General features: G+C 45.3%; 25 protein-coding genes and 2 tRNA genes. 6 read left to right on the top strand and 21 right to left on the bottom strand.

Translation table 11 applies throughout. The annotated features are described in order from the left end of the window. Positions 1-9 precede the first annotated feature (9 nt). A complete protein-coding gene (locus BC643_RS08785) occupies positions 10-1164 on the bottom strand; it encodes a cytochrome c3 family protein (RefSeq protein WP_120272734.1) in 1155 nt (384 codons plus the stop codon). A gap of 255 nt (positions 1165-1419) precedes the next feature. Further along, a complete protein-coding gene (locus BC643_RS08790; RefSeq protein WP_120272735.1) occupies positions 1420-2529 on the bottom strand; it encodes an AI-2E family transporter in 1110 nt (369 codons plus the stop codon). Between the two features lie 197 nt (positions 2530-2726). Between BC643_RS08790 and BC643_RS08795 the strand changes: the two genes are divergently transcribed. Together BC643_RS08795 and BC643_RS08800 are read left to right on the top strand one after the other, a co-directional pair. After that, the gene (locus BC643_RS08795) at positions 2727-3479 is read left to right on the top strand and encodes a LytR/AlgR family response regulator transcription factor (protein ID WP_120272736.1); all 753 of its coding nucleotides are present in this window, start codon (positions 2727-2729) and stop codon (positions 3477-3479) included. Between the two features lie 2 nt (positions 3480-3481). Continuing rightward, positions 3482-4246, top strand: coding sequence for a LytR/AlgR family response regulator transcription factor (locus BC643_RS08800; protein WP_120272737.1), 765 nt, complete (start codon positions 3482-3484; stop codon positions 4244-4246). Between the two features lie 64 nt (positions 4247-4310). Here BC643_RS08800 and lon read toward each other — a convergent pair whose 3' ends face one another. The 6 genes from lon to BC643_RS08830 all read right to left on the bottom strand — a co-directional run bounded on the left by lon (position 4311) and on the right by BC643_RS08830 (position 11760). Further along, a complete protein-coding gene (gene lon / locus BC643_RS08805; protein WP_211338018.1) occupies positions 4311-6740 on the bottom strand; it encodes an endopeptidase La in 2430 nt (809 codons plus the stop codon). A gap of 108 nt (positions 6741-6848) precedes the next feature. Next, a complete protein-coding gene (locus BC643_RS08810; protein ID WP_120274213.1) occupies positions 6849-8033 on the bottom strand; it encodes a putative sugar nucleotidyl transferase in 1185 nt (394 codons plus the stop codon). Positions 8034-8116: 83 nt separating this feature from the next. Continuing rightward, positions 8117-8380: a type B 50S ribosomal protein L31 gene (locus BC643_RS08815; protein ID WP_120272738.1), complete on the bottom strand. Its 264-nt coding sequence runs from the start codon at positions 8378-8380 to the stop codon at positions 8117-8119. A 74-nt stretch (positions 8381-8454) separates the two neighbouring features. Then, positions 8455-9642 (bottom strand): GNAT family N-acetyltransferase, encoded by a 1188-nt coding sequence (locus BC643_RS08820; protein ID WP_120272739.1) that lies wholly within the window; start codon positions 9640-9642, stop codon positions 8455-8457. A 63-nt stretch (positions 9643-9705) separates the two neighbouring features. Continuing rightward, positions 9706-10872 carry a CAF1 family ribonuclease gene (locus BC643_RS08825; RefSeq protein ID WP_120272740.1) on the bottom strand — a complete coding sequence of 389 codons (1167 nt, stop codon included), beginning with the start codon at positions 10870-10872 and terminating at the stop codon, positions 9706-9708. Positions 10873-10983: 111 nt separating this feature from the next. After that, on the bottom strand, positions 10984-11760 hold the full coding sequence (locus BC643_RS08830) for a Bax inhibitor-1/YccA family protein (protein WP_120272741.1): 777 nt from the start codon (positions 11758-11760) through the stop codon (positions 10984-10986). A gap of 133 nt (positions 11761-11893) precedes the next feature. Between BC643_RS08830 and BC643_RS08835 the strand changes: the two genes are divergently transcribed. Then, a tRNA-Ser gene (locus tag BC643_RS08835) sits at positions 11894-11978 on the top strand. Positions 11979-11983: 5 nt separating this feature from the next. On the opposite strand, the gene BC643_RS08840 is transcribed toward BC643_RS08835, so the two are convergent. Both BC643_RS08840 and BC643_RS08845 read right to left on the bottom strand, forming a co-directional pair. Continuing rightward, positions 11984-12670: a DNA alkylation repair protein gene (locus BC643_RS08840; protein WP_120272742.1), complete on the bottom strand. Its 687-nt coding sequence runs from the start codon at positions 12668-12670 to the stop codon at positions 11984-11986. A gap of 1 nt (position 12671) precedes the next feature. Further along, the gene (locus BC643_RS08845; RefSeq protein WP_120272743.1) at positions 12672-13973 is read right to left on the bottom strand and encodes a lipopolysaccharide biosynthesis protein; all 1302 of its coding nucleotides are present in this window, start codon (positions 13971-13973) and stop codon (positions 12672-12674) included. Between the two features lie 319 nt (positions 13974-14292). Between BC643_RS08845 and BC643_RS08850 the strand changes: the two genes are divergently transcribed. Next, complete coding sequence (locus tag BC643_RS08850) at positions 14293-15447, top strand: BamA/TamA family outer membrane protein (protein WP_120272744.1); 1155 nt, start codon at positions 14293-14295, stop codon at positions 15445-15447. 103 nt (positions 15448-15550) lie between these two features. Here BC643_RS08850 and BC643_RS08855 read toward each other — a convergent pair whose 3' ends face one another. After that, positions 15551-16573, bottom strand: a complete 1023-nt coding sequence (locus BC643_RS08855; protein ID WP_120272745.1) for a DUF481 domain-containing protein — start codon at positions 16571-16573, stop codon at positions 15551-15553. Between the two features lie 286 nt (positions 16574-16859). After that, positions 16860-17228, bottom strand: a complete 369-nt coding sequence (locus BC643_RS08860) for a DMT family protein (protein WP_120272746.1) — start codon at positions 17226-17228, stop codon at positions 16860-16862. Between the two features lie 192 nt (positions 17229-17420). On the opposite strand from BC643_RS08860, the gene BC643_RS08865 reads away from it, so the two are divergent. Beyond that, positions 17421-17492: transfer RNA gene (locus BC643_RS08865), tRNA-Glu, on the top strand. Positions 17493-17639: 147 nt separating this feature from the next. Here BC643_RS08865 and BC643_RS08870 read toward each other — a convergent pair. Together BC643_RS08870 and BC643_RS08875 are read right to left on the bottom strand one after the other, a co-directional pair. Further along, entirely contained in the window at positions 17640-18929 is a 1290-nt protein-coding gene (locus tag BC643_RS08870) for an LVIVD repeat-containing protein (RefSeq protein ID WP_120272747.1), read from the bottom strand. Positions 18930-18941: 12 nt separating this feature from the next. Then, positions 18942-19685 (bottom strand): hypothetical protein, encoded by a 744-nt coding sequence (locus BC643_RS08875; RefSeq protein WP_147377177.1) that lies wholly within the window; start codon positions 19683-19685, stop codon positions 18942-18944. 206 nt (positions 19686-19891) lie between these two features. Between BC643_RS08875 and BC643_RS08880 the strand changes: the two genes are divergently transcribed. Next, positions 19892-20359 carry a DUF6428 family protein gene (locus tag BC643_RS08880; protein ID WP_120272749.1) on the top strand — a complete coding sequence of 156 codons (468 nt, stop codon included), beginning with the start codon at positions 19892-19894 and terminating at the stop codon, positions 20357-20359. 123 nt (positions 20360-20482) lie between these two features. Here BC643_RS08880 and BC643_RS08885 read toward each other — a convergent pair whose 3' ends face one another. The 7 genes from BC643_RS08885 to BC643_RS08915 all read right to left on the bottom strand — a co-directional run bounded on the left by BC643_RS08885 (position 20483) and on the right by BC643_RS08915 (position 26765). Next, positions 20483-21121 carry a rhodanese-like domain-containing protein gene (locus tag BC643_RS08885; protein WP_120272750.1) on the bottom strand — a complete coding sequence of 213 codons (639 nt, stop codon included), beginning with the start codon at positions 21119-21121 and terminating at the stop codon, positions 20483-20485. Positions 21122-21146: 25 nt separating this feature from the next. Then, positions 21147-21758: a rhodanese-like domain-containing protein gene (locus tag BC643_RS08890; protein ID WP_120272751.1), complete on the bottom strand. Its 612-nt coding sequence runs from the start codon at positions 21756-21758 to the stop codon at positions 21147-21149. 3 nt (positions 21759-21761) lie between these two features. Continuing rightward, the gene (locus BC643_RS08895) at positions 21762-22364 is read right to left on the bottom strand and encodes a YeeE/YedE thiosulfate transporter family protein (RefSeq protein WP_120272752.1); all 603 of its coding nucleotides are present in this window, start codon (positions 22362-22364) and stop codon (positions 21762-21764) included. Positions 22365-22460: 96 nt separating this feature from the next. Beyond that, complete coding sequence (locus tag BC643_RS08900) at positions 22461-22997, bottom strand: YeeE/YedE thiosulfate transporter family protein (protein ID WP_120272753.1); 537 nt, start codon at positions 22995-22997, stop codon at positions 22461-22463. 21 nt (positions 22998-23018) lie between these two features. Beyond that, a complete protein-coding gene (nrfD, locus tag BC643_RS08905) occupies positions 23019-23960 on the bottom strand; it encodes an NrfD/PsrC family molybdoenzyme membrane anchor subunit (protein ID WP_120272754.1) in 942 nt (313 codons plus the stop codon). 19 nt (positions 23961-23979) lie between these two features. Beyond that, a complete protein-coding gene (locus BC643_RS08910; protein WP_120272755.1) occupies positions 23980-24513 on the bottom strand; it encodes a 4Fe-4S dicluster domain-containing protein in 534 nt (177 codons plus the stop codon). Then, positions 24510-26765, bottom strand: a complete 2256-nt coding sequence (locus tag BC643_RS08915; RefSeq protein WP_120272756.1) for a molybdopterin-containing oxidoreductase family protein — start codon at positions 26763-26765, stop codon at positions 24510-24512. Before BC643_RS08915 ends, BC643_RS08910 begins: the two co-directional genes overlap by 4 nt. Positions 26766-26834: the final 69 nt, after the last annotated feature.

Raw genomic sequence — 26834 nt, forward strand, 5'->3', positions numbered from 1 at the left:
GCCCTTTGTCTAATAGTGGCAGCGCATACAGTCATTAGCACCAATATCCTGCGCTTTGACAGCCTGCAAATCGCCAATCTCCATTTCTTCATGCATCTTGGCGTATGTTTCGTAATAACCGTTTTCCTTGAATTTCACATCGGTTTCGCGGTGACAATTCACGCACCAGCCCATCGACAAGTCGGCGCTTTGCTTCATGATGCTCATTTCCTGCACCTCACCGTGACATTTTTGACAATCGATTTTGGCCACGCCGACGTGCTGCGCATGACTAAAGAAAACATGGTCAGGCAGGTTGTGCAGTCGCACCCACTGAATCGGCTTTTGATTTTCCACCGCATCAACGATCTTGGCAATCTCGAATTTTCCGGAATTTGTGCCTTCACGAATCAACACGTGACAGTTCATACAAAGGTTCATGGCCGGAATACCCGCAGACTTGCTGCTCTCTGCCGTGTGGTGACAATATTTACAGTCGATACCGTTTTCACCGGCGTGCACTTTGTGCGAAAATTTGATGGGTTGGTCGGGAGCATAGCCGGGAGATCGTCCCAGACGAATTGCCTCTTCGCTAACTACTTTTCCCTGGTATCCCAACGATCCAAGTAAAACGAGAACCGGGATAAAACGATATTTTATTTTTCGGAAGAAAATCAGTTCCAGAAGCGCCCAGGTAATCAGCATCCCGAAGAAAAGGAAGATTAACAGGTTGTTGATACTTGGTTTAACCGGTTTCGGTCCAGTCATTGCCATATTGTCCAAATAAGCCTTTACCGTTTTTAGGTCTTCATCTTCGATATTTATTCCGGCGTGTACCTTCGTAAGCATATTGCCAACAGGTTGCTCGATCGATGCTTTGAAAGATTCGAAATCGCGGTCAGCATATTTTACCGCAATAGCATATGCCGAAGGATTCCAGTTAAGCGTGTCGGTTGGTGTCATATTATGACAAGAGACACAAGATGGTCCTTTAAAATTGAAGGGTAGCAGTCCTTTGAAAAATCGCTCGCCTCGTTTTATTTCATCGTGAGAATGACCATCAATCAAGCCATGCTCATCGGCACTAAAAGCTGGGATAGACGAACTTAGAAGAAGCAAAAAGGTCAATACGGAAGCTAAAGTTAGGTACCTGGACACAGGTCTAGGAGGCGACGTTAGTTTCATGCGTTAAGCTTTAGTTTTATTCTTTTTACCGGGGTTTTTCAACTCAAAACTTTAACAAACTTTTTGTTTGAAGGTTTTCTCCCTTAATTTAGAAAATATTCGACTTCTTTTCGTTAATACCTGTTATACAGCCTATTCCAAATCGACTAATTTTCAAACACCTGCTTTACAACATCTTAACGAAAGCAAAATTCATCCGTGACGATATAGCACATCTATATTGTCAAAAATTTAATAAAAAGAATTGATGATCTTCTAAAGGCTTTGCGTGATTTTCCGGACAATTTTCATGTTTTCGAAAAACTCTTTCGCCACAACACGCAGAATCGTGTAAACGGGAATTGCCAAAATCATACCCATGATGCCTGCAAAACCGCCAGCGGCCATAATTACGAGAAAGATTTCCAACGGATGTGCTTTCACACTATTGGAATAGATTAACGGTTGAAAGAGAATGTTATCCACTACCTGAACGGTTCCAAAAACCAGAACCATTAGCCCAAGCAACGGCAATGTGTGCGACGAAAAGTCGGCGTGAACATTAATCGCAATGCCAATCAGCAAACCAACGACTGCCCCCATCCAGGGACCGAGGTAAGGGATAATATTGAACAAGCCGCAAAACACGCCAATTACAACAGCATGACTAAATCCGAGCCCAATAATCGTGAGCCCGAGTGTCACCATCGTTCCAACCAAAAAAACTTCAGCGAGCAGGCCAAGAAAATACCTGCGAAGTAAAAAGTGAATGGAATGCATAATACGGCTGACGTTTTCTTCGTATTCCGACGGCACCAACAACATGATCGAATCTCGGAACATGTTTTCCTCTTTTAGGAAAAAGAAGGTGATGAAGGATACCGCAAAGAAAAGCAGCAACAATTCGCCCAATGCCCCGGCAATTGTTCCAACCAAATTGGACACCTGCTCCAGGCCCAAGCGGGCACGAATCTGATTTTGGAAAATTTGAGAGAACAGCGCCTGCGTCGATTCTACGGTCTCGTTTCCGATCGTTTTCATAAACCGAACCAATGGCTCGTCGATAACATCAAAAACAGAATCGGGATTCACAGTTGAAAGTTCGCTAAATTCACTAACCAGCAATGGAATCAAGAATCGAAATGCACTGAAAACAAAGATCCAGATAACAAACAAGGTTATAAATGCACTTAAACTCTGGCTAAACCTGAATTTACCAATTTTCACCTTTGTCAAAATTCGCACCAGCGGGCGCCCCATTAACGAGAGAATCACTGAAATTAAGATGTAAGTGACCAGCGAACTGAAATACCACATCAAAAACAACAGCACAAGGGCACCAATGCCAAACAGCCAATACTTCGATTTTCCGTTTACCTGAATCATAACAAAGGATTTTATACAAATATATCACTTCTGTAAAACACAAAATGCAACTTATTTGCAGAGATCAGCAAAAATTTAAACAGCTATCCGAAGAACTGCAATCACGTTAAAAGAATAGCCATTTAACAAACTATGTTGAGCAAATTATTGATTTCAATCGACATTTTTTGATAAATTTGTTTCTAAGGGAATAATGAATGAAAAAAAATAACCTGAAAGTATTAGTCGTCGACGATGAACAGGATGCCAGAGACATCCTGAAATATTATTTGCAGGAAATCCCCGACATTGGAACAATTGAGGAGGCTTCGAATGCAGAAGAAGCGCTGTTCAAATACATTGATTTCACGCCGGATTTGGTTTTTTTGGACATCATGATGCCCGGCAGAAAAGGTGATGAGTTGATCGAACTGCTCAAACGAAAGGAGCCAAACTGCCATATTATTATCGTTAGCGCGCACAAAGAATCAGCCATCATGGCGATTCAAAACAGCGTATACGATTTTGTTTTGAAGCCGATTGATTTTGACATATTGCAGGAAAAGGTTGAAAAATACCAATACATGCTCCAAGGTAGTATCGAGGAGAAATTCAAAAAAGTTCTGAATATGGTGGACCAGGGCACTAAGTTGAAAATATCGTCCACTAACAGCCATGTTTTGATCGATCCCAATGACATTCTTTATTGCGAAGCCGACGGCTCGTACACCTACCTGGTGATGAACAACGGGATGAAAGAACTGGCGAACACCTATTTGGGGAAGCTGGAAAAAATCCTTTCGGAGCAACGATTTTACCGAATCAGCCGATCGGTTCTGATCAACCTTGAGAAGCTTTCACATGTTAACAAATCAGACAACACATGCACATTGATCGGTACTGACTTTGAAATGACCCTGAGCGGATCCAAAAAGCAAATACGCATCTTGTGTGAAATGGACTTAGAATAAGCATGGTTGAAAAAGAGATTACAGCGGTTATTATTGACGACAACGAGGACGCCATCTCGCTGCTCGAAATCTACCTGCAAGCGTTCAAGGAAATCAAGGTAGTCGACAGCACATCCAACCCTCAGCGTGGCGTTAAAATCATCAAGAAGGTACTGCCCGACATTGTCTTCCTGGATATTGACATGCCCGAAATGAATGGTTTGGAAATCGGCCAGATTATCATGGAGAGCGAGCTGAAATCGGAAGTGGTTTTTACGACAGCCCACAGCCAATATGCGTTCAACGCACTCAACATTAAACCGCTTGATTACCTCGTAAAACCTTTCGGCCCTGCTGATTTGATCTCGGTTATCAACCGCTATAAGAATAAGATGAAAGCTGAAGAGTTCGAACGCCGAATGGATTTCTTCATGCGCACCAACCGGGTAATCCCTAAGATCAAATTGACTACCCGCAGCGGAATTGTGCTGATCAATCCCGACGATGTGATGCTTATTCGTTCCGAAGGAAATTATTGCCGCGTATTTCTGAAAGATGGCAAGGAGGAGCAAATCACCCAAAACATCGTCAAAGTGGCTGAATCACTGGATTCACCCAACATTTTCAAAGCGAACCGTTCAGCCTATATCAATCTTCAGTATTTAAAACGTATTGAAAAGCGGAAACGATTGTGCCATCTGAAACACAATGATGTCGCACTGGAGGAATCAATCAACCGTCCCAGTTTGATGTATTTCGAAAAGCTAAACTGTTTCCCGATTACGTAAAATAAAAATCCCGATCACTGACTTTTACAGCAACCGGGACTCCTTATTTTATTCCGTTGAAATTCTATTTCTTCAAAAGAACGTACTCCAACACTTCACTAATTGTTTTTACAAAACGGAATTTCAGCCCTTTCAAATAAACCTCTTTGATTTCTTCCATGTCTTTTTGATTCTCCTCTGACATGATAATCTCCTTAATTCCGGCCCTTTTTGCAGCCAGAATCTTCTCTTTGATACCACCAACCGGAAGCACCCGGCCGCGAAGCGTAATTTCGCCGGTCATGGCGATACTTTTGCGCACTTTCCGTTTGGTCATGATTGACGCCAACGATGTTACCATGGTAATACCTGCCGAGGGACCATCTTTCGGAATCGCACCTTCCGGAACGTGAATATGCCAGTTGCTATTCTCGAAAACGGAACTATCGATATTGAGCTCATCCGTGTGCGATTTCAAATATTCCAGTGCCAACATGGCCGATTCCTTCATCACCTCGCCAAGGTTTCCTGTTAGTGTTAAACCACCTTTCCCCTTGCTTTGGCTCGATTCTACAAAAAGAATCTCACCTCCTTGTGCCGTCCAGGCTAAACCGGTAACGACCCCAGGGAATTCATTGCCCTGGTAACTTCCGTGTGAATATTCGAAAACACCCAAATATTCACGAATATCGCCCTCTGTCAATTCAACATTGTAAGAATCTTCAAACGCGATCTTCTTGGCAACACGACGAATGACTTTCGCGATCTTCTTATTCAGCTCACGCACACCCGATTCACGAGTGTAACGATCGACGATCAACTCGATAATCGCCTTCGGGAAGATCAACTGATCAGCTGTCAACCCATGATTTTCGAGTTGTTTTGGGATCAAGTGACGTTTCGCGATCTCAATCTTTTCTTCCAGAATGTACCCATTCACATCAATCAGCTCCAGACGATCTCTCAACGGAGGAGCAATTGTTCCCAATGTGTTTGCTGTTGCAATAAACATCACTTTCGAGAGGTCGTATTCCAGCTCAATGTAATTGTCGTGGAATTCGGTATTTTGTTCCGGATCCAACACTTCCAGCAAAGCAGATGCGGGATCACCATGGAAATCGCTTGAAACTTTATCCAACTCATCCAAAATGAAAACCGGGTTTGAGGACTTCGCCTTTTTAATGTTTTGCAGAATTCGGCCGGGCATCGCGCCGATGTAGGTTTTGCGGTGTCCACGAATCTCAGACTCATCGTGCAAACCACCTAAACTCATGCGAATATATTTGCGGCCCAATGCGCGTGCAATTGATTTTCCGAGCGAGGTTTTACCAACTCCCGGAGGACCATACAGGCACAAAATAGGCGCTTTCAAATCTTTTTTTAACTTCAAAACAGCCAAGTGCTCCAGAATCCGTTCTTTCACTTTTTCGAGGCCAAAGTGCTCTTCGTCTAACACTTTTTCAGCATGTCGCAAATCGAAATTATCCTCGGTATACTCATCCCAAGGCATCTCCAGCAAGGTTTGGCAATAGGTGTACTGTACAGAATATTCGCCGGCGGCAGGATTCAGACGAGACAACTTGTGTACCTCTTTTTCAAAGAAAGCACCAACTTCTTCTGTCCATTTCTTAGCTTTGGCAGCTTCCTTCAGATCATTGATCTCTTGCTCAATCGGATTGCCGCCCAATTCGTTCTGAATCGTTTTTATTTGCTGATTCAACAAATATTCGCGCTGTTGCTGATCGAGCTCCAATTTTACTTTCGACTGGATATCTTTCTTCAGCTCCAACATCTGCACCTCTTTCACCAAATACGAGATGGCCTGAATACCCCTCTCGCGCAAGTCGGCAACCTCTAAAAGGCTTTGCTTTTCGTCCACCTTCAAATCGGTGTTTGAGCAAATGAAATTGATGAGGAACGTTGAATTCTCGATATTCTTTACCGCGAAACTTGCTTCCGGCGGAACGTTTGATGAATATTGCGCGATCTTGATCGACAAGTCCTTCAATGACCCAACAATGGCATTGAACTCTGCTGTGTCGGCATCCGTAGTGGTATCTTCCAACAAATTCACCCGGGCTCTGAAATACGGGAATTCTTCAACGTATTCTGCAACTTCAAACCGGCGTTTCCCCTGAATGATTACCGAAGTTGAACCATCGGGCATTTCCAGAATTTTCAGGATCTGAGCGACTGTACCAACCTTGTAGAGATCCTTTTGTTCCGGATCGTCAACCGCACCGTCAATTTGCGTAACAGTGCCTAACAATTTGTCTGTTCGGTTAACCTCCTGAATCAATTTTAATGATTTCTGGCGACCAACCGTGATCGGGATTACCACCCCCGGAAACAGCACCGTGTTGCGAAGCGGTAAAATTGGCAGCACATCCGGCGCCTTAAAATTCGTCAATTCCTGCTCATCGCCGTCGGCAATAATTGGAATCAATTCACTATCATCGTCGCTTACCCCTGAAAATATCATCGTTTTAGCTACTTGTTCTTTCTTGTTTCCCATTTTAATCCTTTCAAAATAGAACCCGACAAGCTGTCAGGTTTAGACTTCATTTTCGTCCGCCATCTAATTAGGCAATCACTGTGCCACGATAACGAACAATGGTTACAGTTAGAATTTACGATAAGGCGTTGAAATATCAAACACTGCAGTCAGCAAACGCTGATCAACATCTGTCAAAACAGTAGACCGGCGAGCCATCACCTGTGCTGCGGTCCCAAACACCGTCTTCAACTGGTGAACCTTGTAACCATGCGCACCGCCATCGGAAAATGATGGTACAAACTGACGCGGGAACCCGGCTCCGTGGATATTACATCCAACACCAACAACCGTCCCGGTGTTAAACATGGTGTTGATTCCGGCCTTCGAATGATCGCCCATGATGACACCACAAAACTGCTGCCCCGTGCGTATGAATTTGTTGTCCGGATAATTCCAGACTTTTACTTTGTCGTAGGTATTTTTTAAATTCGAGACATTCGATCCTGCGCCCAGATTACACCATTCGCCCAACACTGAATGTCCGAGGAAACCATCGTGTCCCTTGTTGCTGTATCCCAACAAAATTGAATGACTGATCTCGCCCCCAACTTTGCAATAGGGTCCAATGCAAACAGGCCCGTAAATTTTAGAGCCCATGTTCAACACCGCATGCTCTCCCAACGCAAAAGGTCCGCGAATCAAGGATCCTTCCATGATCTCGGAATCCTTTCCGATGTATACCGGGCCAGAGCTCGCATTTATGATTGCAAACTCAACCTTTGCACCTTCCTCAACAAAAATATTTTCGGGAGCAACCACTTGGTTCGTCTGACTCAGAATTGCCGATGCGCGTCCGGCAGTAATAACTTTAAAATCGAGTTTAAACTGTCTTGCGCTCACCTCGTTCAAATCCCAGGCGTAACGAATACTATCCAAATCGCCGTCATATTCTTTCCAATTTACCATGGACTTCAACTCCGGAAAAGCTTTGGCTTCCATTTTAGGCAAGCGCAATGCTACGGGCACACCTTGCCACTTGATCCCTTCAAATGCCGCCAACTCTTTTACCAAAACAGCAAGTTCATCATTGGGGCAAATATGTCCCGAAACAAGGATATTATCTTCCTCCAGCTTCACCGGAAATTTTTCTTTCAGATGTGCTTCCGTTTTAAACGAAAAATCACCGGTCAAGCGATATTGCCATTTTTCGAGAATGGTTAAAATGCCCGTGCGCAGCATAGCGACCGGCCGGGTATAACACAATGGTAGTAAACAGTTACGTTGATCTGTTTCAAACAGAATAATATTCATCTCCGATTTTTTAACCTTCAAAATTAAGATAAAAAAAAAGCTCCGCGAATAGCGAAGCTTCAATTTATCGTCAGAATAATCAATTATTTCTTACGTGCATCCATGTGCTTTTGGTAACGGCTCATGAATTTGTCAACACGACCTGCGGTGTCAACCAATTTCATTTTACCTGTGTAAAATGGATGAGAACTGCTTGAGATCTCCAGCTTAACTACCGGATACTCAACGCCGTCAACTACTTCAGTTTCTTTTGTCTGAATGGTAGACTTAGTCAGGAAAACTGTTCCGTCTGACATATCTTTGAACGCTACCATACGATAACTATCTGGATGTATCTCTTTTTTCATCGCTGATCTTTATTACTACATTATTACAATCGGGCTGCAAATATACTCACAGTTACGTAATTCACAAAGCTTTTTTAACTTTTTTCAGAAACTTTTTCTGCATTGATGATTGGAGCACGCTCAAACGGCTTATTGCGGTCGAATAAATACCGCATGGTGTAATGCGTTTTCATGTGTTTTCCACCAACCGACTCGTACAGAGCAACCACTTTGGGGTTGAAATCACCGGCCCAGCTCAACTCCATTTCCTTGTACCAGTTTTTGCGGTACATCACCGGACGCAGGTGCCAGAAAATTGCCGCATCAACCCCCGAACGCTGGAACTTCGGCACAATACCGATAATCAGGCTCCTGGTACGGGTCATGGTCTTCTTCTTTTTCAACCAAAGGAATTTCAGAATTCCCCAGAAATTCAGCTTGCCTTTCATATTGACCAAAATCTGGTTCAAATCCGGAATCATCACGAATAAAGCAATTGGCTCGTCTTCGTGATAAGCAAACCAGATAAATTCCGGCTCCAGAATTGGCTTGGCTGATTTCAGAAAATCGCGCAAATCGTCTTTGTCCAATGGTTTGAAATGCTCGTGAAAACGCCATGCATTGTCGTAAACACGTGCAAAATCGTCAATATATTTTTCAGTTTTATCCCAGGAAAAATGCTCGAATTTGAACTGCGGCTTTTTAGCCACCCATTCAGCTACCTTCCAGAAACGATCGGGAAGCTCCGGCAAAGTGGTATCCAAATGGTAGCTAAACTGCTGGAAATACATTTGAAAACCATAGGTTTCGAAAAGCTTTTGGTAGTACTTCGGATTGTAGGGCATACCGAAGCCCTGCGGCATAAATCCATCAACCAGCAATCCCCAGTTGACGTAATTCTCGCCAAAATTAACAGGCCCGTCCATGGCTTCCATGCCACGTTCCTTCAACCAGTCTCGGGCTGCATCAAATAACTTGCTGGCAGCCAGCTGATCATCAACACACTCGAAGAAACCGCACCCACCGGTCGGTTGCTCAAATGCGACGGCTTTGTCGTAATTGATAAATGCAGCGATACGTCCCAACAATTTTCCATCGTCGCTTGTCAAAACCCAACGGATGGCCTCTCCGTTTTTAAAGGAAGGATTTTTCGCCGGATTAAAGGTATCTTCAATCATTCCCTCCAAGGGGGGCGCCCAGTTCTTATCTCCTTTGTAGACAAGATGTGGAACTTTGTGAAACTTCTTCCGGCTTACCGCATCATCAACCAAATGTAACTGCATGTTTCAATCTTAATTATAATGTCATTCAACGCACATTCAAAACTTTTCAAATCAAAAGCGAAGCTAGTCCATAATTATCGGTGCCCGCTTAAACTCGTTATTCGGATCGAACATATAACGTAAGGTCAGGTGGGTTTTTTCGTGATTTCCGCCAACAGCTTTAAATATCGAAATCATCTTCGGGTTGAAATCTCCGACCCAACTCAGCTCCATCTCGTTATACCAACTTTTTCTTAGCATCACCTTTCTCAGGTGATAAAAGATAGCAGACTCAATTCCAGATTTCTGGAACTTCGGAATAACGCCCATCACCAATACCCGGCACCGTGTAATCACTTTTCGTTTACGCAACCAAAGCATCTTCAGCAAATTGAATAAATTCAGCTTGCCGCTTGGGATGCGCTTAAACAACTGGTTCAAATCCGGCACCATCATAAAAAAGGCAATCGGCGTTCCTTCGTGGTAAACGAACCAAATAAAGTCTTCCTCCAGCATCATCTTGGATTCGACCAACATCTTGTTGATGTCCTCCGGATCGATGCGTTTGTAGTTATCGTGTTTCACCCAGGCTTGCTCGTAAATAGCAAGAAAATCCTGGATAAATTTTTCTTTTTCAGCAAAGCGAAACTGCTTAAACGAGTAACCCGGTTTCTTCGACATCCACTCAGCGATTTTCCAGAATCGTTCCGGCAAATCGGGACTCGTAATATCCAGCTGATAGCTGTATTGCTCGTAATAAGTCTGAAAACCGTAGTTTTGGAACAGCTTGGCATAGTATGGTAAATTATACTGCATGCCAAAACTCTGTTGCATAAAGCCATCGACCAAAACTCCCCAATTGAAGAAATTCTCGCCAATGTTGATTGGACCGTCCACGGCTTCCATCCCTTTTGTCTTCAGCCAGTCGATTGCCGAATCGAAAAGCAAGTTAGCAGCGTCCTGATCGTCAAAGCACTCGAAAAAGCCAATTCCCCCGGTAGGTTGCTCGAAACTGTACGAATAAGTGTCGGTTACAAAAGCTGAAATTCGCCCAACGACCTGCCCATTTTTTTCAACCAGCCACCGCTTAGCATCCCCGTTTTTCAGGCTGTTATTTTTTCCAGGGTCGAAAATATGCTCCACCATCATTCGAAGCGGCGGGACCCAATTTGAGTCATTTTTATAAATGGTATAAGGCAGCTCGTGAAAAGCGTCAACCGATTTTTTATCGTCTACCGGAATAATCTGCATGAGAGTTTGCTTGTATAAATCCGCCCGAAATTAATACTTCCGTGCGAAAATAAAAAGCAGGGACCGTTGGCCCCTGCCTGAAATATCTTTTTTGAATGATGTCTTTTTGTCTTAATCGCGACGCGAAGCCAGCTTTGCCAGCAAGCGCAAAATCTCGATATACAACCAAATCAAGGTCACCATCAAACCAAACGCTCCATACCATTCCATGATCTTTGGAGCACCTGCTTGCGAACCTCTTTCAATAAAATCGAAGTCAAGGATCAGGTTCAAAGCCGCAATGACCACTACGATCAAGCTGAAGCCGATACTGATGTTGCTATTGCCATACAAGAAGCCCAAATTAGCACCGAACATCCCGGCGATAAAGCTGACAAAATAAACCAGCGCAATACCACCTGTAGCAGCCAGGATTCCCATCTTCAGCTTACCACTGGCGCGCAATTTACCGTTACGGAAAAGCATCAACATGACGAAGAACACACCGAGTGTTAAAGCAACGGCACGCATGACCAAACCGGGATATTGTGCTTCGAAGAAAGCGGAGATCCCACCAAGGAACAAACCTTCAAAAACAGCATAAATCGGTGCAGTTACGTTCGAACTCTGAGGACGAAACGTTGTGATAATCGCTGTGATGAAACCACCGATAGCACCACCGATCATCCACCACTGAATGGCAGAAACGGCAGCCTCCGGGCTTGAATACTCATACATTCCAAAAAATTTGCGCCAGGTAAAAATGGCAGCAAAGAGTACGATCAACAACATGAGACCGGTTTTATTCATCGTTCCGTTGATGGTCATAACACCTGCGTCGGAGCGACTATCCAAACGATTAAAGACAGATTGTCCGAAAACCGGATTGGATGACTTAGATAAATTCATAATTGTATCAATTTTAAATTGCAGTATTGTGTAATAAAAACAATGCCAAACTAACGAGCGACAAGAAAACCTGCCGTTTTTTCACATCAATGGTTTGTTTATTGAGAACATTTTATATCTTCGCCACCGCTTTGGAGAGATGGCAGAGTGGTCGAATGCGGCGGTCTTGAAAACCGTTGATCTTCACGGATCCGGGGGTTCGAATCCCTCTCTCTCCGCATTTTTAGTCTTCCCATTCGGCAAAATCAGCCAACAGTAACGACGCCATATTCCGGGCTTGCTCCTCCTCCATCAGTTTCACTTCTTCCAGAAAATCAATGCATGATTTACGCAATTCAGCACTTCGGTTTGCCATCAAAGTCATTGTGCGATAGAACACTTGCCCGAGCTGCGGATCTTTTGCCAAAGGCGACAACACCGGGAAGAATGTCTCAAACATTTCATCAATCGCTTTTTTGTCGACCATTGCCAGACGGCCAATCAGATGCAAACCGGCATAATGCACCAGGAACTTTTTGCCGCAGCAATATTCCATGGCTTTAACAAATGCATATTTGGAGTGTACAAACAAGTTGGCAACCAACTGCTCGATGATCTCAGCCGTTTCGGTACTTTTTGTCCAATAATCCATCTGCTCCTCTCCCATTTCCTCGGGAACTTCAAGCAAAGTCGCCATGATCATGGTTTCGCGCCAGCCTTTGTTCCAAAGCTTCAACGCCAGCAAATGGTTTTTCTCGTAATTTTTGGCCAACTCGCGCAGGTGAATGATCGATGCGCCCCAGTTAATTTTGTAGTTCAGCCCCATCTTTTTCATTTGGGCTACCGTATCGCCATTCTTCAAAAGGCGAATTTTAACCAGAATTTCGCGGAATAATTTTTCCGTTGCCGGATCGTCTATCAGGATATCCATATCAGTATATTACAAACTCAACGATATAAAACAAGGACAGCAAAAATAGTGAATAAATCAGGTGGCGGGAAATATTCTGATATTTTGTCACCGGGATGTTCAACCGCGATTCGACCAGCATGGCCAGCAATCCCTTTTCGAAAAGATAGGCCAACACGGTCGCAAACGCAACGCCCTGAATTCCGGCAAACTGCACAAACCAAACGCTCAACGTGACATTCACCAAAAGTTCGCCAATGGAAGCCCAGGCAATCAGCGATGTTCGTTTCAAACCAATGAGGATGGTTTGCGGAAACAACATGCGGCTTGTTATCAGCAACAGATAAATATTGAAGACGCTTGCACTTTCGGCAAAGTTCTGGTTAAAAAGAAGTGGGAACAGCATATGGCTCGTCACCAAAAGCAAACCGGACAATGGGAACAAGTAGTGGCTCAAGCGCGTCGATTCCTTTTTTATTTTCTCCAAAACAGTCTCCAAACTGTCAGTCGACGCAAAAGTGGGCAACATGGCATTACTGAACGCATTAGCCAGCAAAAGCACAATCGGGAACTCGCGGGCACCAAAGCGGAAAATTGCGAAAACCGATTCGTCGTATTGCGAGCGCACAATGAAACCATCGACATACTGCGCCGAACCGCTCACCAAGGCCGACAAAATCAAAGGCACCGACACTCCAATGTGTTCTCGCTGGTACGCAGCCGAAAACTTAAGCCGAACATAGCGCAGCAAAATAAACCAAAGGACCAGGTAGCGAAAAATCGCCCAAACAACCAATCCTTTCAAACAGGAACCAATGCCCCAGCCCAACACCGCCGGAGTTAGCACAAGCCCCAACATCAACACGTAGCTCACTGCTCCGTATACCACAATGCGGGCCGACTTCTTTTTCAGCAGGAAATAATACTCCGTCAACCCGGCCGGGACAGTACAAAAAAGATAAATCGCCAGCATCCAGCGAACGGAGAATCCATCGCCAACCGCCTGTTGCGGAAACCACATCTCGGCCAAAAAGAAAATAACCAGCGAACTCAGCAAGGTAAGCACACTGATCAGCAGGAAGGCATTGAAAAAGCGAACATCATCGCTGTCGGTTTCACGGTAGAGCGGCAAAAGACCGCGAATCAGGCCGGTGAGCCAAAAGAAACTGACGCTGCCCGCCAGGAACATAAATTGTTCGTAAGCGCCAATCGCTTCCATACCAAGAGAGCTTTTGGCCATAAAAACACCAATCAAAATCATGGTGGCATATCGCATCAGCTGAAAAGCCTGCAGCGAATACACAGTCGTCAACTTCAGTTTCATAAATCAAAACTACGCTTTCGGTAGATTCCCTCCAACGGGATTCTGCCCGGCACTCTTGCATTTAACTTTAAAAGCCGAAAGCTCCTGCTTCCGACCTACGAATAAAATTCTTCGCGATTGGAACGATTCACCCCTGCATGATGTTCATTTGTTCTGCAAATGATTCGATATGCATCTACTAAAACCTTTAATTTTAAGCGACAGTGAAGCCCCAAAAGTCCGGTATTATCGTTCTCGTGTACCGCGATTCTTGAAATTTCGTCGGGTTTAACGCCGGAGATTATTGTAAATTTGTTAGAAACACAAACGAAATTTCATTTTGACTAGCTACAAAATACTACTGACTTCGACGCTGGTTTTGCTGATTAGCACAACGCTGCCAGCACAAAGTAAATTATCCACCTTTTTCGCTAAACGGGAAGCGCAAAAGCAACAAGCGTTCGACGAAGGCAAGCCCTGGCTGTCACCGATTATTGCTCCGGCATACACTGCCGATGCGGGTTTTCTGGTTTCGGGCGGGATGCTCTATTCCTTCAGGCTAAACAAAAACGACAGTATTTCGCAACGTTCTAGTTTGCCGGCAACCATCTTTTACAGCTCGAAAGGAAATTTTGGCATTCGGGCTTTTTTGAAGACATTTTGGCTGGAAGATAAATTGCGGATCAATACCGAACTGACCATTCGCGACAAAGACAACAACTACTACGGTAAAGGCTTCGACCAGATTGATAACAACTACCAGTCGGACAGCACGACATTATACCACGAAACGAACTCGAGCGTGCACATCGAGCTAATTTATAAAATCAAACCTTCCGTTTTTGTAGGGTTACTCATCAACCCCGCTTACGTGAACACCAAAAATTTCGCACCGCTGATTGAAAGCGATCCCTATAAATCGCAGTTCGACGACAGCTACTTCCTGAGCGGGATTGGCGCACAATTAACCTACGACAGCCGCGACCTGGTTGTGAACGCCTGGCGTGGCATGTATTTCAACCTGGCAACCTCCTTTTATGATGGGCTTTGGGGCAGCGAGTACGAGTTCCGCGAACTTCAATTCGACTCGCGTTATTACCGAACCATCAGCCGACCGGGCAATGTGCTGGCTTTTCGATTCTACACGCGCGCCACTTACGGCGATGTTCCAATCACGGAGCTATCCGATTTCTCGGGAGGCAAGAACCTTCGCGGATACCTGATGGGCCACTATCGCGATAAAACAACAGCATTTATGGTTACCGAATGGCGCCGGATGTTTCTAAAAAGCAACGGAAAACTCAGTAAAAGCGGGATGGTTCTCTGGCTAGGCTCCGGCAGTATTGGGGACAATGTCGCCGACTTAACCAAGTGGGTTCCCAATGGCGGTGTTGGTTACCGGTTCGAACTACAACCGCGCATGAACGTGTGTATCGACTTCGGAATGGGAAAAGACTCGCAAGGAGTTTACTTCAACTTTAACGAAGCTTTCTAGGGGGTTCCTGAAAAAGAAAGATCCGATGTGAATGATTTTCGTTCAGAATAACCTCAATAAAACTCACACACATCGGACTTCCCGCAATTAACTGTGTTATATCTTAATCCCATTCCCAGCCGATGCTGGTCTGGAACACGTAATCACCTTTATCGACATTATCAACTTGCGGCTTTGAATCGAAGTTGTGCACAAAGCTGGCTTTAATGTAAAAATCGAGCGGCAAATCCCACTTGGCCGAAACATCTGTATTGATCCGCCAGCGCCCTTTGTTTGAAAAGCTCGGATAAGCGGTTGACTTCAAGCGAAACGAGAAGTCCCCTGTATCATAAGCATCAAACTCAAAGCCCATTAAGCCTTCAAAGCTATTCTTCGAAATATTATCCGGCGATCCGTATTGTTCGTGGGCATTGGCCAAACCCAAACCACCTTGCAAATACATACCGTTCTCGCGAATAAAATAGTAACCAACCCCCAATTTAGAGGTAGTCCGGAGGTCGAGGTTTTGCTCACTACTCGACAGAAATTCCATACCGGCAAAAGCATAGGCATTACCATAAATATCGCGGTTAAAATCGATGTTCGCTTCGTCACGCTTGGTTGTTCCAACCTCGTCCTGCCTTGTTGCAACATTGTTGAAGCCCGCCGAAAGTTTCCAATTATCCTCCGTGTATTTCACCTGCCCGGTCATCGAGAACTGAGACAAATTATTTGCCTTGGTGTATGAATAACCCGCGTCTAGCGAAATATACACCTTATCCCAAAACTTATCATTCGTGGTGTTAATCTTGACCACATCATGCAAATCCACCGACATATCGATGTCATCGCCCGTGATTTTCACTTTCTGGTCACTGGCATCATACCTCATCCGCCCGGTGTATTTTTTACCTCCGGTAACATAAATCACCAACGGTTCGGCCGAAACCAAACCTTTCACTTCATTCCAATCAACCTGGAATTCCGAGTCTGCATAATCAGTATCAAACGACAGTACATTCCTGGAGAGTGACTTAATTTCCCCGATAATGACATCACCTGTCGACGAGATTAATGTGTCCTGCTGTGCCGACACAAAAATGGTTGAGCAACCGAATAAAAAAAGAAAGATAATTTTTTTCACCATCGCAATTTTCTTTAAAGTCCTATAAATATGATTGTCTGCTTGGACAGTTTCGGCATTTGCGAAGAAATGCGAGGGATGAGCTGCCAAGTCTAAAATAGTAGCGAACGCGCGAGGGGTTTGTGACTTAAACCGTTCGACATGCTACAAAATGAATCGCAATACAAATTACAACCTTAAAAATTTATAGTCAACAAGAAAACGAATGGTTAACAAATAAATAGGATGAATTCTCCCTATTTTATCCATCCAGCGGTAGTATCCCGAATGGTTTTGATACGGAGAAATCCTATTTTTTAAAAATGAAGTAGACTGCCAGCACCAGGAAAACAAAACCAACAAGGTGATTCCAGCGGAAACTTTCGGTGCGAAACAGCAGCAAGGTGAAAATTGAGAAAACAATCAGGGTGATGACTTCCTGCAACACCTTTAATTCGATCAGCGAAAACGGGCCGCCGTGCTCCTTGAAGCCAATTCGGTTGGCCGGAACCTGGAAGAAGTACTCAAACAATGCAATTCCCCAACTGATCAACACGATGGAAACCAGTCCCATCTTGTTGAACCATTTCAATTCGACAAACTTCAGGTGCCCGTACCAGGCAAAGGTCATGAAGGTATTCGACAACACCAGCAACCCCACAGTCATTAAAGCTTTCATCTTCGATAAAATTAGCAGGCGAAATTATCGAATTTCTTCATCCGCGAATTCGCCATGACTAACTTATTTTGAACAATTTAAAACGCTACCAAAAACGTCAATCAAAAAAATTTCAGATTTTTTTGCCTCGAAATGCGAAATAATTAAAAAAGCTATTATTTTTGCCGCTCCTAATTCAAGGGAAATAATGCTGGCCCGTTCGTCTAGCGGTTAGGACGCCAGGTTTTCATCCTGGTAGCAGGGGTTCGATTCCCCTACGGGCTACAAAAAAAGAAGGATCAATTTGATTCTTCTTTTTTGTTTCTAGGCGCTCCCATCCTGACAAACAGCAATCACCTCAACACAAAATAAAAGTCCGGCCAACTAAATGACCGGACTCTCGGGTATTGGGAAGAAGAACCAGATCGAAATCTAATCCTCAGAATTTACAACTGGAATTTGCGACAGTAACTGAATATTTTGCACATCGCTGTAATCGTACAGGTAAAAGCCACCGTCGCCAATCGCAAACAAGTAGTTACCAACCGGAATCACATCTACCGCCTGGATATCGCTGAAATGAGCCAACTGGTTGCTACTAATCGTTAGCGGATCAGCCGCGTTATATACTTTCAGCCCATCGTCGCCATCGCAGATAAACAACAGCTCATCATCGATTCCAAGCCCATGCGGGTTGTACATCGGGTAGCTGGCTAACGAGGTGAGGCTGCTGTAATCCGAACTCATTTGGATCACATCCAGCCGATTCACTGTTCGACCACAATCGTTTCCATCGCGCAAAGTCACATAAGCCAAATCATCCTGCACAACCACCGGATCGCAACTTCGAATGTGCGTGTACTGATTTAGATACGATGGCCGAGAAGGGACTTCCAGACTAAAAACCAACATGCCGCTCGTTGTTCCCAGAAACAGGTGAGCATCATAAATAAACATCGTTTCAATGCCCCAACCAGCTTGCTGTTCGTCCATTTTCGCCGGGTTCTCCAGATCATCAATTTTAAAGGTGTAAAGCGTGTAGTCGTTCACGGTGTACAGGTAGTTGTCGTAAAGGCCAAAGCGCGCCATTGATCCGCCAACCCCAAAAGTACTACCGCTGCTTCCACCCACTCCCTGGCTTACGCCGGCATCAGCATTTGAATACTCCATAACGACGTCGTAGTAATAGATGGGATAATCGACCTGTTCAATGCGCTCGCGCATTTCCTTCAACTCGTAACCGACCACAACACCTTTTTCCTCATCAATGTCGGCCAACCGGTATTCGGTATCATATTCCGGAATCGTGTATGGAAAAATATCTTCAACACGACCAACCTCCTGCATGTTATTGAGGTCGGAAACATCGATAGCTACCAAGTCCACGTAACTGTCCGCATACAATACATTCTCCTTGATGGCGATATCTACATTTCCGGGAATGCTGATAAAAGCCACCTCTGATGGACTCGAGGGGTTGCTCACGTCAATCACATGAACACCGTCCATCAATTCGTTGATGAAAATATAATTGTCTTTGAAATAGATTTTTCCGGGATGGACAATATCCCGGGCACTTTCGGTAGTTACCGCCGAACGCAAATCCTCGTAACTCATGTACACCGGCGAGTTGGCCGTGTAAGTTTCATAAATTTTATCCTCGCAGCTGTTTAGCGCAAACAAGCCAAACAAAACAAAAATAGCTGTATATGCAGTTTTCATTGTTTTCCGATTTTAATTAAACAGAATGCCCAGTTTGATTGAAAGGCGATTGTAATTTGTTTCGAGCTCGTAGTTATCATCGCCCTTAAACGTTACCTGGCTGTACCGGTAACCGAAAGCGAGCGAGAACCCCAAATGCTCGTTTACAAAGCTGATGATCCCAATAGACGGGTTCAGCATAAGACCGCCCTTGTTTTCGAGCGTTTGCGTATAATATGGATAATAGTCCCAGTAATAAATCCCGCCCTGTTGCCTGTTCTCGTGGCCATCGAGCGGCACCATGTAACCCGCTTTCATGCAGAGAAACGGGGTAACTCCAGAATTCCGGAAATGATATTCCAGGTTGCCGAATACTGGCAGGTAGGATTCTTCCAACAAATCGACACCGACTCCGGCACCGGCATACAAGTCGTTTACCAGTTTGAAATTTGCCGAGAAATCAGCGGAAAAAGGCGATTGTTTCACATTATCGGAATTTCCCACCAGAACGCCCATTGAACAGTGCGCAAACCAATTGGGTGAGTATTCCGAATTAGCGATCGGCAAAGGCTTTGTTGCAATTGTATCGATATCCGAACGATTGAAAACCCAGGTACTTCGGGACGTTTGCACCAACATTTTTTCATCGTCGACCTCAACCAAGCGGCCTTTGATTACCGAACCGTTTTTGAGGTACACCACATCCTTTTTAACTTTCTGCGCGGATGAAATCCCAACAAAAAGCAGGGCGACCATTAACAAGGTTAGTCTTTTCATAGTATGTAAAAGTTTCGGGGGTTATGTTTACGAATAAGATGGACGTACCTGTTCATGGTTGCGTGGAAAATACACTTTTTATGAAAAGAAAATTCAAAATGTCGCAGATCTGCGAACGACAAATAGCAGAATCGAACCCGCTCGAGTCTGCCGTGCCAAACAATTGAACAGGGAAACTGTTAAAAGCAGTATTGAAAATTATCAGCATGAAACTATCGGAAGTAAAAGCAGCATTACAACAAATCAAGACGATTGCCTTTCAATTGCCTAATGGCGAATATGTGCCCGGCCACTTTCACGTGACCGAAGTTGGGCAAATTACCAAACGCTTTATTGATTGTGGCGGAACGGTGCGCAACGAGCAAGTAGTCAACTTCCAGCTCTGGAATGCCAATGATTATGATCACCGGTTACATCCGGAAAAGCTTTTGAAAATTATTGAATTGTCAGAAAAGACATTAAATATTGAGGACTCGGAGATCGAAGTTGAATACCAGGGACAAACAATTCAAAAATTCGGTTTGGAGTTCGATGGAACCAACTTTTTGCTGAGCTCGAAACAGACCGATTGCCTGGCCAAAGATAAATGCGGCATCCCGGCTGCTGAGTCGCAGGTCGGTTTTACCTATGCACCACTCAATTCGCGCTGTACGCCGGGTAGCAGTTGTTGTTAACACATTTCACCGGGTGATTTACTTATCCCCGGTGAAGAAACGGACACTGCAAAAAAAAGGCCATCCAACGAACTGGACAGCCTGTAAAACTATTTGGTCTTTTTCCCCTTGAAAAATCGAAAACTAACATCCACCGGCTGCAGCGGCAGTCTTTTTACGACGAACCACCTCAACCGCTTTCTTTTCGTTCGATGTATTGACGACTGCTCCATCCTGCGGCGCAGCCATTTCAGCATAGTTAAACTGAGCAACTCCTTTTAGGAGCGTTGAATCATTTTGGGTTGCAAGCAAATCATTTTTATGCGCTTTGTAATATTGATAGCCGCCTACTAATACTTTCACATTATCGAAGCCAACCTGGCGGAACAACATAACCGGGCCATTGGCCTGTAATTGATCTTCGCCATAAAGTACCACCGTTGCTCCCATCCCTTTCAGTGTTTCAAGACGCTCAATACTTTCCTCGCGAGCCAGGTTCTGTGCCGACAGGTTTTCTGCACCGGGGATATGTCCCTGGCCAAACACAAAGTTGTCGCGAATATCAAACAACACCACACCACTGCTTTCCTTCGACAGTACAGCATTCAACTGCCAGGGATAAAAGCAGCAACCGTCCGATTGAGTCTCGGCAACACTTTGTTTCATGTCCAGCTGGTATGTCAGCAAAGGCTTTCGCATAGTGACAAAACCAATGATGATGATGACGACAAACAACGTTAAAACGATGCTGGTACGCCATGGATTTAATTCGTGTATATGCATGATTTTGGTTTTATTCGATTAAACATTAGCAACCTCCGGCGGCAACGGAAGTCTTTTTACGACGTTGCACCTCAACTTTAACCTTGGCTCCCTCGGGCGCTTCTGCTTGCGCTCCTGTAAAGTATTGCTGCGCTCCTTTGCGGAAGGTGTAGGTCTCGAAAGCCAGGCTCGGTTCGTTTTCACCCGGCTCCTGCGGATCAATAATCGTTTGCATCCAACAATTCAACCCACCCCGCATCACATAAGTACTTTTATAGCCCAGTCGTTTAGTCAGCACCCAAGCCTGGTCAGCAGCGATATCGTCGTTCGACACGAACACAACCCGTGTTCCGGGAATACCGAAATAGCTGAGGTTCGAAGGATTGATCAAACTATCGAGTGGAATATTGACTGCTTTGGGTAAAGCAAACTTTTCAAATTCGGCTGCTGACCGCACATCTACGATTTCCAGCGACGGGTCACCGTGAATCATCATTTCGGCCACTTGGTCTGTCGTTACGTAGCGGGTTGGCTGAACCATTTCAACCAACAATTGCTGCGGTTCAATTTGTTTCAACTTAGGTTCGTTGTTGACCAAAACCGTTCCGACGGCCAGCACCAACATCAGTATGGTGAGATAGATATAATTTCGGTTCATGTGCTAAAATTTATATTCGGACCTATTTTTGCGAACACGCTTTTCAATCAAACTCGTTCCCCAGAACGCAGCCAGCGCCACCACCGTGAAAGCCATAGCTACCCACGATGCAGGAATACCAAATGCATCCGTGATGGTCACGTTTCCCAAGTCGCCACTATTGTAAAAATCACCAAACAACGGGTAAGCTTCCGTGAAGACAAAAATACCCAGGTAAAGGCCGATGGTGAATACAATACCGTCGAGCTTACCAATAGCCACTGCGGTGAAACTGGTTCCCGGACAGAAACCGCCCATAATGAAACCAATTCCCATGATGACACCACCGACAATCATCGGTATCAGGTAAGTTGGGAGGATGAATATTTTGGAGAGGTCGAGCCAACCGAAATAACTGAAGTACAGCAAACCAACCATGGCGACGATCAGCGCAGTGAAGAACACACGCAAAACCACAAAGTTGTAGCCATAAAAAACGCCGACGATGTTTCGTGAGGAAGAGAAACCGGAAGCTTCGAGAATAAAGCCGAAGGCGATCCCCAAAATCAGGGCAATGACGAAGTCCCAGCCAGTTCCGATTATACCGTTAGGAATTAATGGACACATATTTTAATTTTTTAATGATTAATGTTGAATGATTATTGACTGTCTGCATTTGACCAGTTCGTTCAATAACGATTAATCAATAATCAATAATAATTTTCAAATCCACAGTTTGCGGAAGAAATAAGCAGCTGCATAGCCGGTGCCGAAAATGGCAAACATAACAACCGCTCCCCCCAGAGCGAATGTTGCCGTACCACTCAGGGCAGCACCACTGGTGCACCCCCGGCCAAACTGGCTGCCAATTCCAAACAGCATACCTCCGATCAATGCGAAAATCAGACGGGTTTTGCTCGTAATTTTCGGACTGTGCTCTGTGCGCAATTTCTTTACGCGGCCAAATACAATTCCGGAAAGCAAACCACCCAGGAAAATCCCCAGCGTTTCGAATACCAGCCAAGTGTACATCGGCGAGTGATCGTCGCTGATAAACTTATTCATGTAAGCATTCGACTTGGCCTGCTCCGGCGTAAAAACATGCGCCGTTGTTACAACAGTACTTTTGATTGCGCCACTGGCCCCCAGTCCACGCCCCGTTATCAGAACTGTAACCAGCACCAGCAGTCCCAGCAATACACCGCCCAGGTAGGGATTGATGTATTTGGGTTCGCTATTTTTTGAATGATGTTTATTCATAGTCGGTCTTCTTTTGAATGGTTAGTATAAATAGCGGGTGATTTGTCCGGCCTCAACCATAATGAAACGGAACATTAAACCACCGAACAGGATGAGCACAGCCGGCAACCACTTCGGAACATGGAAACCCAATAACTCCAGGGTTTCGAGAACCGCCGGAAAAACAAGCCCCAGCATTACCACAAACACCCAGAAAGTAACGGTAAATGGTCCGCCCAGGAATAGGTGAGCTGCTTCAATCGCTGTTTGCGATCCGGCCAGGAATCCCATAAACAGGTGTACGATCAGGAACAGCTCGATCACAATAAAAATGAGGTCGATCTGACTCAGACGTTTCCGCTCCTTCGGATCCTTGCTCAGCAAAATGGTCGCCGCCAAGCCGGTTGAGAAACCGGAAACCAGGAACAGCGGCCCGAGAATCGAAGTATTCCACAGCGGACGAGCGTTGAATGCGGATAACAGAATACCGGTGTAAACCCCAAGGATGACCGCATAAACCATCATCACCCAGGCAATCCCAACCCGATTTTTAATCACCCATGCTTCAGCTTTGTTCAGGAAATCAAATTTCCAATCCCACCAGGGGAACATTTCTTTCATGTAACTGGCCACCCAAATCAGGGATATCGGTGTAATAATCATCAACGTCCAGGCACCCCACGACATCGGAGAATCTAAACGAACAGTGGTGTACAATTGCCAGAAAAAGAGTTTGTGTTTCAGATCCCAGAACAAAGCGCCAAGGCCAAGAACCAATGCGATTGGAGCTAAAAGAGGAGCCCATTTCACAGTAGCCTGCATTTTATCAGCTTTGCCACGCACTGTATAAAAACCGGCAAAGAACAAAATCCCCGCAGCCAAACCGCCCAAGAAAAGATAAAGCGGAATTTGCCAATGCCATATATTCAGGTACGGATCAATATTGGGAATATCGCGTCCGCTGACAAATAATTCTTCTTTCATAGGTATTTCGTTTTAGCTGTTAGGTTAGAAAATACAATTGAGGTTTTGTTCCGGCTTCGGGCGCCAGTACTTTCCACTTGCGGTCCTTCAAAGCCAGCGAAACATCACTGTTCGGATCGTCGAGATCGCCGAAGTACAAACAATGCGTTGGACACACGTCAACACATGCCGGGTTCTGTCCCTTTTCCACACGGTGAATGCAGAACGTACATTTATCCACATAGCCTTCCGGATGCGGGTAACGTGCATCATACGGACACGACTGAATACAGGCACCACAACCGATACATTTATGATGCGTTACCAACACGATTCCACCTTCTGCTTTGTGGCTGGCCCCGGTTGGGCAGCAGCGCACACAAGGTGAATTATCGCAATGGTTGCAGCGTTCCGACCGGAACTCGAGGCTGAGGCTCGGATAGGTTCCGTCAACGCTCTCCACAATCCAGTCGCGGCAGTAGCCGTGCGGTACATTATTTTCAGTTTGACAGGCTACGACACAATCGCCGCAGCCGACACACTTCTTGGTGTCTATCGCCATCGCATATCTCATGCTTTATCCTCCTTTACTTCAGTTGCAGGATTGTCTTTCAGGAATGTTATAAAGTTTCCGCGCATACCGGTTCCTCCCATAATGGGGTCAACGGCAATGTTGGTAATCAACTCTTCATCACTGGCTCCACGACCATATGCGCGCGACAGTTTTTTATCGGAATGCCCGAAACCATGCACCATGTAAACCGAATCCCAACGGATTCGTTCCGTCACCCGGACTTTCACCGGGAAACTGGTAACGGCACCATCCTGATTTTTCAACCAAACTTCCTGGTCCTTTTTCAAGGCCCACAGGTCGGCGACTTTCGGGTTCACCCAAACTGCATTTTCACTCATCAAATCCCACAGGTTGGGGTTGTTAGAGGTACGGCTAAAGGTGTGCATCGGCGCACGTCCATAAATCAGGCGGTAGAAATTTTGCGGTGGTTCCGGATGCGCTTTGTAAACCGGCATGGCCTCAAATCCTTCATCGGCAAAATCAACCGAGTACAATTCGACCTTACCGGTACTTGTATTGAATTTGAATTCTTCACCGTCGCCCAGGTACAAGGGGCCACTTTTGCGCGGATATTCCTTCACGCCTATTTTCTTCATTTCTTCGAGCGAGGTGCCCAGCTGTTTCAACTGCCAGTCGACCACTTCCGAGAAATCATCGTAGTTGAAATAGTCATGCAAGCCCAGGCGTTCGCCAATTTGCTTGGCAATCCACCAACCCGGTTTCGAATCGTATTTAGGCTCTGCAGCCGGTACGTGCACCGCAATATTCGGCACGCGGTTCGGTGACGAGCGAATAAAATCGTAGCGTTCCAGATAAGTCGCTTCCGGAAGAATCACATCAGCATAACCGGTAATTTCCATCGGCATCGTATCCATTACAGCAATGAATTCAACGGCCTCTGCAGCTTCCTTGAACAGTTTTTTGTCCGGCATCGCCAACGGCAGGTTTGTTCCACCCACGAACCAGGCTTTTACCTGGTGTTTATAATTCAAACGGGGCACCGACGCTTTCAGCAGCTCGGTTGTAATTCCCATTGTTGCCAACGGGTATTTGCCTTCGTTGATATCTTTCCATGTCCATTCGGGTTCAGGGTAATGTGGCTGCGGGTATTTCGGAACACTCACTCCTTCAGGGATGTATAAACCGCCGCGTTTCCCCCAGGCACCAAGCAGCGCCGTCAAAATAGCCATGGCACGTTCGCGCTGGGTGTCGTCGCCATACCAAACCACATGGCGTCCCGGGTGGATCACAACTGCCGGGGCAGCACCTGCCATCGCACGCGCTGTTTTCCGGATCACATCCGGTTTAATATCCGTAATTCCGTAGGCCCACTCAGGCGTCATGTTTTTCACATGTTCCTTCAGGTGATCCAAACCGAATGTGTATTGATCGACAAATGCTTTGTTGTATAGATTTTCGTAAATCAGCACATGAATCCAGGCCATCAGCAAGGCAATGTCCGTTGCCGGCTTGATGGGCAACCAATGCGTTGAGTGTGCAGCAGCTGTCGAGAAACGTGGATCAACGGTAATGATCGTCGCTCCGTTATCGATGGCTTGCGACATTTCCTGAACCTGCGAGTTATGCATGTTTTCTCCCAGGTGAGAGCCAATCAGCACCAAACACCCGGTGTCGCGAATATCGGTACACTCGGGAGAGCCGATGTAAGCACCAAAAGTGGCAAAATAGGCTGAAGAACGAGGGCCGCGACAATTGGCAAAGGCCGGTTCAGCATTTGATTCAGAACCATAAGCCCGCATAAGGTGTTCGAGGTGCCCACCGGGGTTTCCATGATTAAACAAGCCGAAAGCTTCCGGACCATATTTCTCTTTCACTTCCTTCATTTTGGAAGCAACCAAATCCAGTGCTTCTTCCCAAGAAGCTTCCCTGAATTCCTGCGAACCATCGGCTTTCTTTTCCCGGATCAGCGGTGTTTTCAACCGGTCCTCATCGTAATACATACCTACACCGCCAGTTCCCCGGGGGCAAAGGCGTCCGTTACAATGCGGATCATTTTGGTTACCAACGATTTTTCGGATCCGGCCCTGCTTGTCAACATAAGCCCAGGCGCCACATTTCCAAAAACAAACTTCGCAGTAAGTCGCATAGGGGGTCAGATCTTCATCACTGACAGGTCCTTCTATTTTGGGTTCGAACCATTTGAACTTTTTGGCCCCGAAGGCACTCAATCCCAAAACTGTTGCTCCGGTACCGACTGCTGAAATCTTGATAAAATCCCTTCTGGTTTTCATGCGCGATTAATTTCAATCAGTTTAGTTAATTATTGATTTGCAAAGCTGCAGTTGGAATCGATAATAGTC

The sequence above is a fragment of the Mangrovibacterium diazotrophicum genome (genome assembly GCF_003610535.1).
Lineage (GTDB): Bacteria > Bacteroidota > Bacteroidia > Bacteroidales > Prolixibacteraceae > Mangrovibacterium > Mangrovibacterium diazotrophicum.